The following is an 8,437-nucleotide window of genomic DNA, read 5'->3' on the forward strand; positions in this document are numbered from 1 at the left end:
TTCTACTGCCGTGCAAGTAATAGTATACATAAAAAACTGCTATTAGTCAACACTATTTTGAGGATTTTTTCGCCTTTATGTCTAATTAAAAATAAAAAATATCGATGATTCTCTTAAATTTGCTTTATTCCTCTGCAATTCTCAGCAATTCTTTAAGCCTACTTTCCTCTATCAAATACTTTTTACCACAAAAATGGCATACAGCTTCAACAGATTGTCCTTCTGAAATAAGTTTTTCTATCTCCTCTTTTCCAAGAGCAATTATAGCAGTTTCAAATCTTTCTTGTGAACAATCACATTCATATTTTAAATCTACTCTTTCTAAAATATTAAGTCCCATCTCCCCTAATATATGGTTCAATATATCTTCTGGCAGATATCCATTCCTTAACAATTCTGTAACTGAAGAAATATTCCTGAGTGCTTCCTCTAGCTTTGCTACAACTTCTTCTTCAACATTAGGCAATAACTGTATAATAAAGCCTCCAGAAGCTAAAACATTTCCTTCTTTTCCCACTAACACTCCTACCCCAACAGCAGAAGGTACCTGCTCAGAGGCATAAAAATAATAGGCTATATCTTCCCCGATTTCCCCAGTTTGAAGCTCTACAGTTCCAACGTAGGGTTCTTTTAAACCTATATCCTTTATGACAGTCACATATCCATTTTTACCAACAGCTTTGCCTACATCTAATTTTCCTTTTTCAGACAGTGGTAAATCCACTGTAGGATTTCCTACATACCCTTTGACAATTCCCGGGTAATTTGACACTGCAACAATATTCCCTATAGGCCCATCACCTTTTATAACTAAAGTGACCTTGTCTTTTTCACCCTTCATCATAACTCGCATCATAGCGACAGCTGTCAAAGCTCTTCCTAAAGCTGCACAAGTGGTAGGTGTGAGATTGTGAATTTCTTTAGCTTTCTGGGCAGTTTGTGTTGAAAAAGCTGCAATAGCTAATATTTTATTATTATAAGCTGTAGCTCTTACAATGTAATCACTCATAGTAAATACCTCCTATATCAAAAAACCCTAACATATTTAATGTTAGGGTTTAATTTCACGTCAGTTTACCTTTCTTACCTTAGAAGCTTGTGGTCCTTTTGCAGCTTCAACTACCTCGAACTCAACTTTTTGTCCTTCCTCTAATGTCTTAAAGCCATCACCTTCAATTGCTGAGTAATGGACAAATACGTCTGTGCCATCCTCCCTTTCAATAAAGCCATAGCCTTTCTCGGCATTAAACCATTTTACTTTACCTCTTACCATTTATATCTTCCTCCAAACTTGATAAATAATTTACTTCTCTATCATAGCACTTATATATCAAATTGTCAAATTTTTTATTGAAATTTTATAATATCCCATATATTTCTAAGCGCATAGCTTGCTTTTTCCCTTATAACTACATCAGCTTTATAGTCATAAGGAGTCTCTGTCGCATTTATAATTATTAAATGTCTTACTATATCTGGCAAAAAGTTCACTGGCGAAACTGCCAAAGAAGAACCTATGACTATTAACAAATCGCTGGACTTTACTTCTTTTACTGCCAAATCAAAAACATAAGGCATAGGATCTCCAAATAGTACTACATCAGGCCGCAGTAACCCACCACACTCATCGCAGCGAGGAGGAATTTGTTTTTTATTTACTTTTTCCTCTAAAACTTCAAAAGAGACTTTTTTCCCACAATGTAAACAACTTCCTTCTCTCGTATTGCCGTGAACTTCGAATACATTTTTAGAACCAGCTTTTTGATGAAGATTGTCTATATTTTGTGTAATTACTCCAAAAATTATACCTTCTTTCTCCATTTCGCTTAATATGTAATGAGCTTCATTAGGCTCAGCATTTCTCATTGAAGACAAAATCTTGAAACCAACTTTATAAAATTCCTCCGGGAAATTGTACAATACTCCCGTTGACAAAACCTCCATTGGATCTAACTTCTCCCACAGACCCCTTCCTGGGCTTCTAAAATCAGGTATACCACTTTCCGTTGATATACCTGCTCCTGTCAATACAATAGTTTTTCTTGACTGCTTAATGAGGCGAGCAGCCTCTTCAAACAAATTTTTATCCCCCATGGCAATTCACCTCAAATAGAGTATATCACAACTTTTCTTTTTTTCCTACCTCCTGTTGCATTTTCATCTTTTTCTTAACTATTGAACCTATCTTCCCAGTTTCTTGGGCAGATAACTTAGACCATCCAACTTTTTTTACCTTTTCAAGAAGTCCTAATTCTTCAGCCGCTTCAAGTTTCAAAATTTCATTGTCCATTCTCTAATCCTCCTCCCAATTTAAAGAACTGTAATATATCTTTTTCCCTGTGCTGGCATCTATCATAAACTCCAAAGAGTTAGGTATATACACTAATTTACCTTTTTTATTCTCTGTTATAAAATAGTACAGTTTAAAACCACTATCTATAAAAATATTTTGAGCAACTTGTGTATTGATAGTATTGTCTATCTTTGGAAAATCAATATAATCCCAATTAAAAATTATTTTTTTAACTATTCCTTCCTCATTTGTTTCAATGGTTATATAATTATTAGAAATTATCGTATTGTTTGTTTGTCTATAAAAAGTATAAATTTTATTATCTCGATAATTCATAGGATATGCTACCAAAAAATCACAAGACAAATAATTATAAAGATGTTCTTTCACATATGTCTTTGCCTCTTCCATATCAAGTATTCTAAAATTTTTCTCATTATAATTCCAATAACCAAAACCTAAGTGAAGAATATTTTGGTCGTGAGAATCAATTGCTACATTTATATTTAAAATTTTGTCTTTTAAACTTGTAAAATTCCAATCATAGGTCACAGCCGGTTTACCCGTCAAATAAAAATTATTCACATAACCGGATTTGAGCAAAGAAATTTTATCTATTTTTAAATTTTTTGCTATAGCCTGAGCAATTGTCTCTGGATTTTTTAAATTAAAACAATCGTCTTTTAACTTTGCAAAATCCAGTGTAACCATTTCTTCTTTAATATCATTTCCCTTATAATCAATAAAAATACCACTTTTGGCATCAATCCCATAAAACAAAGGATTCAAAGAGGAAATATACACTAACTGATACTTTTTGCCCTCTTTATAAGCCATAAGCTGAGGAACAATATATCTTTGGTATAGGCTTTTTATTTCGCCAATACTTTTAATATCCTTTGTACCCTCATATTCCACTTTTTCCGAAAGATTTTCACCAAAAAATTTAACAACTTCTCCTGAATGAGAATCTATGTACACAACTATTTCTCTATTATCCACTATCAGGTGATTTATCACTTTTTTAAAAATTAACTTATAAATATATGGTTTTTCTAAACTTTCATCAATATACTCATCATCTGAAAGGCTTTTTACAAATTGATATTTTTCTCCTGTAATTGAAGATATCAAATTGTGGGCTAAAATTATCGACTCACTTTTTGAATATTTTGCTGATAAATTTTTGTCAAAAGGTGTAAAAGTATTTTCATAGTAATCTATATACTCCAATTTATCATTGTCACTATTGTATACAATTTTTAAATTCTTAAAGGGATTACTTCCTTCAAATTTAAAGCTATATAACCCATTTTGCAACTTATGTTCTACCAATTTTAATCCCCTTGTAAAAGGTACCTTCATTATTATTTCTTGTAATATTTTTTCTTCTGAATAAGGATTAGCTTCTGAATAGGCACTTGATAAATTTAAAAATAATATCAAGGCAATCAATCCTGCTAAACAAAATTTTTTAACCATACATAGACCTCCTTGAAAATCTTCCCATATATACTATTCTATGTATGGTTAAAAATTCCTGCTTATATAACAAAAAAATCCGGATAACCCGGATTTTTAAACTGCTATTACTTCCCTCACTTCAGGAATTTCTTCTTTGATAGCCCTTTCAATGCCTTCTTTCAGCGTCAACGTAGCAAAAGGGCATCCTCCACAAGCACCTGTCAGCCTTACCTTTACAATTCCATCCTCTGTAACGTCAATAAGTTCCACATTTCCTCCGTCTGCTTGAAGAGATGGTCTTAGAAGCTCTAATACTTCTTCTACTCTTTCTCTCATAGCCTATCCTCCTTCCTGACACAATTATTATACCACAAAAATCAATGGAAATCTATTTTTTGAGTTTTCGACTTATAATTTCTGCAACTTTTTCTAAAAATCTTTTGTCTTCTTCATCAAAAGCAGCTAAATCATCGCTGTCAATATCTATTTCTCCTATTATGTCGCCATTAACCCATATTGGCACTACAATTTCCGATTTCGTCTCAAGACTACAAGCCAAATAGTTATCTTCTTTTGTTACATCATCTACAATTATAGTATTTTTTTCTGCAACAGCTCTTCCACAAACCCCCTGTCCTACTTTAATTTTCAAATGTTCTGTAGGTCTACCAATATAAGGTCCTATTACTAACTCTCCATCCTTCATGAAATAAAAACCTGTCCAATTATAGTAAGGAACATTGTCTGCTAATATCTTAACAACTTCACCATAAAATTCATCCATATCATCAATTTCTCTTGCCTTTTGGTCAATCCTAACTAATAAGTCATCAAAAACTTTTCTTTTTTCCATCTTTTCAGCTCCTCTGTAAAAAATTTATCAATATAATTTTACCATTAAAATGTTGTAAAATAAAGTAGTTCCCTTTTAAATTTATCAATAGTTAAAGATTAATTCAATTTGCCTTAAATAAGAAAACTGCCTCAAAGGCAGTTTAATTGTAAAATTGTTTATTGGGGTCATTTAAAACCCTTCTAATCATCCAGTATGCCAATATCAAAATAAAAGGTGTTACTAACTGAGTTAAAGTAAAAAATCCTATTCCCCATTTTTCATTTAAATATACAGGCCATATTAAAGGATTGTCCCTTACGGTTTCTTCAATTAAACCTCTCATTAATTGATAATAAAATATAAAAGACCAAAATTGATATCCATCAGGCATGTGCTTTTTTTGTATATAAAAATATCTTATGAGAAGTATTACTCCCATAGCAACTCCTACTAATTGCGCAGGCCATCTCCCAAAGGCAAACTCAGTCGGTCTTCCCAATACTTCTTGATTAAAAATATTGCCAATTCTCACCAATATGTTTCCAATAGCAAGACCTAAAACTGCGAAATCCTCTAGAGGATTTATCCTCACACCTTTTTTACGACAATAATAAAGCCCTGCTAAAAAACCACCTAAAACTGCACCATGCCATGAAAGTCCACCTTCATAAATCTTTAACACTTGAATAGGATTTTTAATAAACCACTCAGGATAATTTGCCAATACAAACATCAATCGAGCACCTATAACACCAGAAATTACTACAATCATTAATAGATTTAATAAAAAGTCTTCATCGTAATTTAATTTCATTGCCTCTTTGTACAAATAATATCCACCAATAGCAATAGAAATAGCCATAAAAATTCCATACCAATGAACAGCAATTGGACCAATTTTAAAAGCATAAGGGCTAATTGTCGGAATGTACATCATACAACCTCCATACAATAGTTTTTAAACAGAAAACTCTGATAAGATTTTCATTATAATATCATTCTACAGCATTTCGATAATATGTCAAGAGGTGACTTTTATTTCCTTATAATGCTTTTATATGACTCTGAAATAAAAAAATCTATCCTCAACATAAAAAGTTTTGGCACCAAACCTAAATTACATAATTGTCTCATTGAAAGATGGCTTGAAAGAAGGCTACCTAATGACCTTAGAATAAGATTAATTTTTGAAAAGGATCGAATAAAAAGGCTTTTAAAAAATTATCCTTATGATGAAAAAACTGCTATTAAGAAGGCAAAGGAACTTTTTGATAATTTTACAGATGAAGAATTTTATACTTTACTCAATAGAGGATTTTTAGATTATATTTTTGTTAATGGAGAAAGAAAGTACGAAAAAAGATTTGTTCAAAACATAGCCTATGCTCTTTCGGAATATTACGAAAGAATAAAAAAGGAGAAAAATAAAGAACAGGCGCGAAATTTTAATGATAATAGGCTGCGAGAACTTCTAAAGGGTGATAAGCAAAAAGAGTATAAGATTCATGCTAAAATTTTTCTCAAAATTGTAGAAGACATTGAGGAAGAGAAAGTGAAAGTTTGGTTACCATTTCCAAAAGAAGAATTTCAGCAAAAAGATGTAAAACTCATTTCAACAAGCCACGAAAAATATTTTTTAGCATCTTCCGATACTCCTCAAAGAACAATCTATTTTGAAGGTAAAAAAGAAAATGAATATTTTGTAGAATTCGAATATGTTATAAAAGAATGGGTAAATAAAGTTGTCCCAGCAAATACTGAAGAAATTCCTGAGTTTGTTGCATGCAATTTAAAAGGGGACTGTGGATTTCAAGCACTCCTCTTTATAACCCTTTGCAGGATTGTAGGTATTCCTGCCAGATGGCAATCAGGCTGGTATATAACCCCATTCCTAGCGTCACCGCATGATTGGGCATTATTCTTTATACCACCTTATGGATGGCTTCCTGCCGACCTATCTTTTGGTGGGCGTTATAAAAACAATCAAGAATTAAGAGAATTCTATTTTGGTAATCTTGATGCATTTAGAATGGTGGCAAATTCTGATTTTATGAAAAACTTTGCACCCAAGAAAGTATTCTGGCGTAATGACCCTTATGATAATCAGGTTGGTGAAGCAAAAACAGAATGTAAAAATATTTATGCTTTTAAATATGAGATTCGAGTTTTAGATTTTAAAGAAATATGAGGTTTCTTTTCCCATTCGTGAATTTGGAGTAATTAGCAACTAGGTTCTATGCAAAAATTTTTCAAATTGCTTAGGGGGTTAAAAAGATTTTTCAACCGTTTTTTTAAACTCCTCTTTTATCTTCTTTAGCAATTCCTCTTTTGTCATTATATCTACCGCAGTCATAGCCAGAGCTTTGGCTGCAAGTACGGCTGCCTCCTTTCCCCTCTCTGAACCTGCAGCTTTCAAAAATTCCAAGCTATGAGGTGCTATGTCCTCTTCAGCTATGGCAATGTGGGGATGGATAGAAGGCACAACCTGGCTTACATTTCCCATGTCCGTTGAGCCAACGCCCTCTTCCTTATCGCTTATATCATGATAACCCAGTTCCTTTAAATTAGCTTTAAATGTCTCAGCCATAGTTTTATTGGTTACTAGGTTGTCAAAGCCAAGCTCAAAATTTCTATATGAAAGCTTTGCTCCAGTTGCCACCTCAGCACCCTTGGCACAGGCTATTACTTTTTCCTTTACCTCCAGCATGTATTTTTTTTCTTTTGCCCTCACGTAAAAGCGTGCAATAGCTTTTTCGGGAATAATATTGGGAGTGTATCCTCCTTCGGTAATTATTCCATGGATTCTCGCATCAGGTCCCAACTGCTGCCTTAAGGCATTGATACCGTTGAAAAGAAGGATGACCGCGTCCAGAGCATTTATGCCTAGGTGAGGTGCAGCGGCGGCATGCGCTGCTTTACCCGTATATGTAAACTCCAGAGGTTCTATGGCAAGGGAAGTAGTATATACAGTAGTTCTATTGCCAGGATGTACCATCATAGCTGCATCCACATCATTAAAAATACCTCTTTCTACTAGTATTACCTTGGCACCGTCGGTTTCTTCTGCAGGGGAACCTACTAACATCACTTCGCCGAAAAGCTCTTCATCTAATGTCCCTAAGGCTGCTGCAGCTCCAAAACTTGCAGCTGCAATTAGGTTATGACCACAAGCGTGACCTATTTCTGGAAGAGCATCATACTCAGCCAAAAGCGCCACCTTGGGACCAGGTTTTTTACCTTTTTTCTGTGCCAAAAAAGCAGTTGGCAGGCCTTCGACTTCATTTACTAAAAAACCATAACCGTTTATTTTTTCCTTTAATAGTTTTGAAGCTTTAAATTCTTGATTTCCAAGCTCAGGATTTTTGTATATCTCATCAGCAACTTCAAAAATCTCCCCCTTAATACTATCGATAAAAGAAATGACCTTCTTTTTCAATTCTTCCACACCTATAACTCCTTCCTAACCTATATGAATTTTACAAAAATGTTTATCAATATCACTAAGCAGTCTATAAGCATTTCTTCATTTAGAATAAGGGGATTTACGGTTCTGTTGATTTAACCATAATCCCAGCCAAGGATAACGAAAGTAATGATTACTATTGTGTATAACATGTTGTAATTTATGTTATCAATTTAAAACTGTAAAGTCAAGAACCTTTTTGTATCTCCTTCAAATAGGTATAGACATATTTACCACTTAGAGAATAATTACAAAAACATTGAAGAAGAAAACACATAAAAAGAATAGAGCTGCCTCCTTGGGCAACAGGGGCAAAATATTACCATTCCTGCATAAACATCAAAAAATCGAGTAGGAGCTGAATAATTATTTTATTCAGCGT

The 8,437-nt window shown here is 33.4% G+C and carries 10 protein-coding genes; 1 reads left to right on the plus strand and 9 read right to left on the minus strand.

Annotated features, from left to right (window positions below; translation table 11 throughout):
* Nucleotides 1-124: 124 nt before the first annotated feature.
* The 8 genes from hslO to M663_RS0102430 form a co-directional block, all read right to left on the minus strand.
* Nucleotides 125-1,009 (minus strand): Hsp33 family molecular chaperone HslO, encoded by an 885-nt coding sequence (gene hslO, locus M663_RS0102395; protein WP_029687818.1) that lies wholly within the window; start codon nt 1,007-1,009, stop codon nt 125-127.
* Nucleotides 1,010-1,069: 60 nt separating this feature from the next.
* On the minus strand, nt 1,070-1,273 hold the full coding sequence (locus M663_RS0102400) for a cold-shock protein (RefSeq protein WP_003867228.1): 204 nt from the start codon (nt 1,271-1,273) through the stop codon (nt 1,070-1,072).
* A 74-nt stretch (nt 1,274-1,347) separates the two neighbouring features.
* Nucleotides 1,348-2,094: an NAD-dependent protein deacylase gene (locus tag M663_RS0102405; protein WP_004401923.1), complete on the minus strand. Its 747-nt coding sequence runs from the start codon at nt 2,092-2,094 to the stop codon at nt 1,348-1,350.
* A 25-nt stretch (nt 2,095-2,119) separates the two neighbouring features.
* On the minus strand, nt 2,120-2,290 hold the full coding sequence (locus M663_RS0102410; RefSeq protein ID WP_003870178.1) for a small, acid-soluble spore protein, alpha/beta type: 171 nt from the start codon (nt 2,288-2,290) through the stop codon (nt 2,120-2,122).
* Nucleotides 2,291-2,293: 3 nt separating this feature from the next.
* On the minus strand, nt 2,294-3,775 hold the full coding sequence (locus tag M663_RS0102415) for a hypothetical protein (protein WP_004401927.1): 1,482 nt from the start codon (nt 3,773-3,775) through the stop codon (nt 2,294-2,296).
* Between the two features lie 96 nt (nt 3,776-3,871).
* A complete protein-coding gene (locus M663_RS0102420; RefSeq protein WP_003870180.1) occupies nt 3,872-4,093 on the minus strand; it encodes a NifU family protein in 222 nt (73 codons plus the stop codon).
* Between the two features lie 52 nt (nt 4,094-4,145).
* The gene (locus M663_RS0102425) at nt 4,146-4,610 is read right to left on the minus strand and encodes a GAF domain-containing protein (protein WP_003867224.1); all 465 of its coding nucleotides are present in this window, start codon (nt 4,608-4,610) and stop codon (nt 4,146-4,148) included.
* A 142-nt stretch (nt 4,611-4,752) separates the two neighbouring features.
* The gene (locus M663_RS0102430; RefSeq protein ID WP_029687819.1) at nt 4,753-5,526 is read right to left on the minus strand and encodes a prolipoprotein diacylglyceryl transferase; all 774 of its coding nucleotides are present in this window, start codon (nt 5,524-5,526) and stop codon (nt 4,753-4,755) included.
* 84 nt (nt 5,527-5,610) lie between these two features.
* Between M663_RS0102430 and M663_RS0102435 the strand changes: the two genes are divergently transcribed.
* Nucleotides 5,611-6,780, plus strand: coding sequence for a transglutaminase domain-containing protein (locus tag M663_RS0102435; RefSeq protein WP_273702596.1), 1,170 nt, complete (start codon nt 5,611-5,613; stop codon nt 6,778-6,780).
* Between the two features lie 78 nt (nt 6,781-6,858).
* On the opposite strand, the gene M663_RS0102440 is transcribed toward M663_RS0102435, so the two are convergent.
* Nucleotides 6,859-8,037 (minus strand): M20 family metallopeptidase, encoded by a 1,179-nt coding sequence (locus M663_RS0102440; protein ID WP_029687821.1) that lies wholly within the window; start codon nt 8,035-8,037, stop codon nt 6,859-6,861.
* Nucleotides 8,038-8,437 lie beyond the last annotated feature (400 nt).

Origin of the sequence: Thermoanaerobacter sp. A7A (assembly GCF_000445185.1) — a bacterium.
In the GTDB taxonomy this organism is placed as follows: Bacteria; Bacillota; Thermoanaerobacteria; order Thermoanaerobacterales; family Thermoanaerobacteraceae; genus Thermoanaerobacter.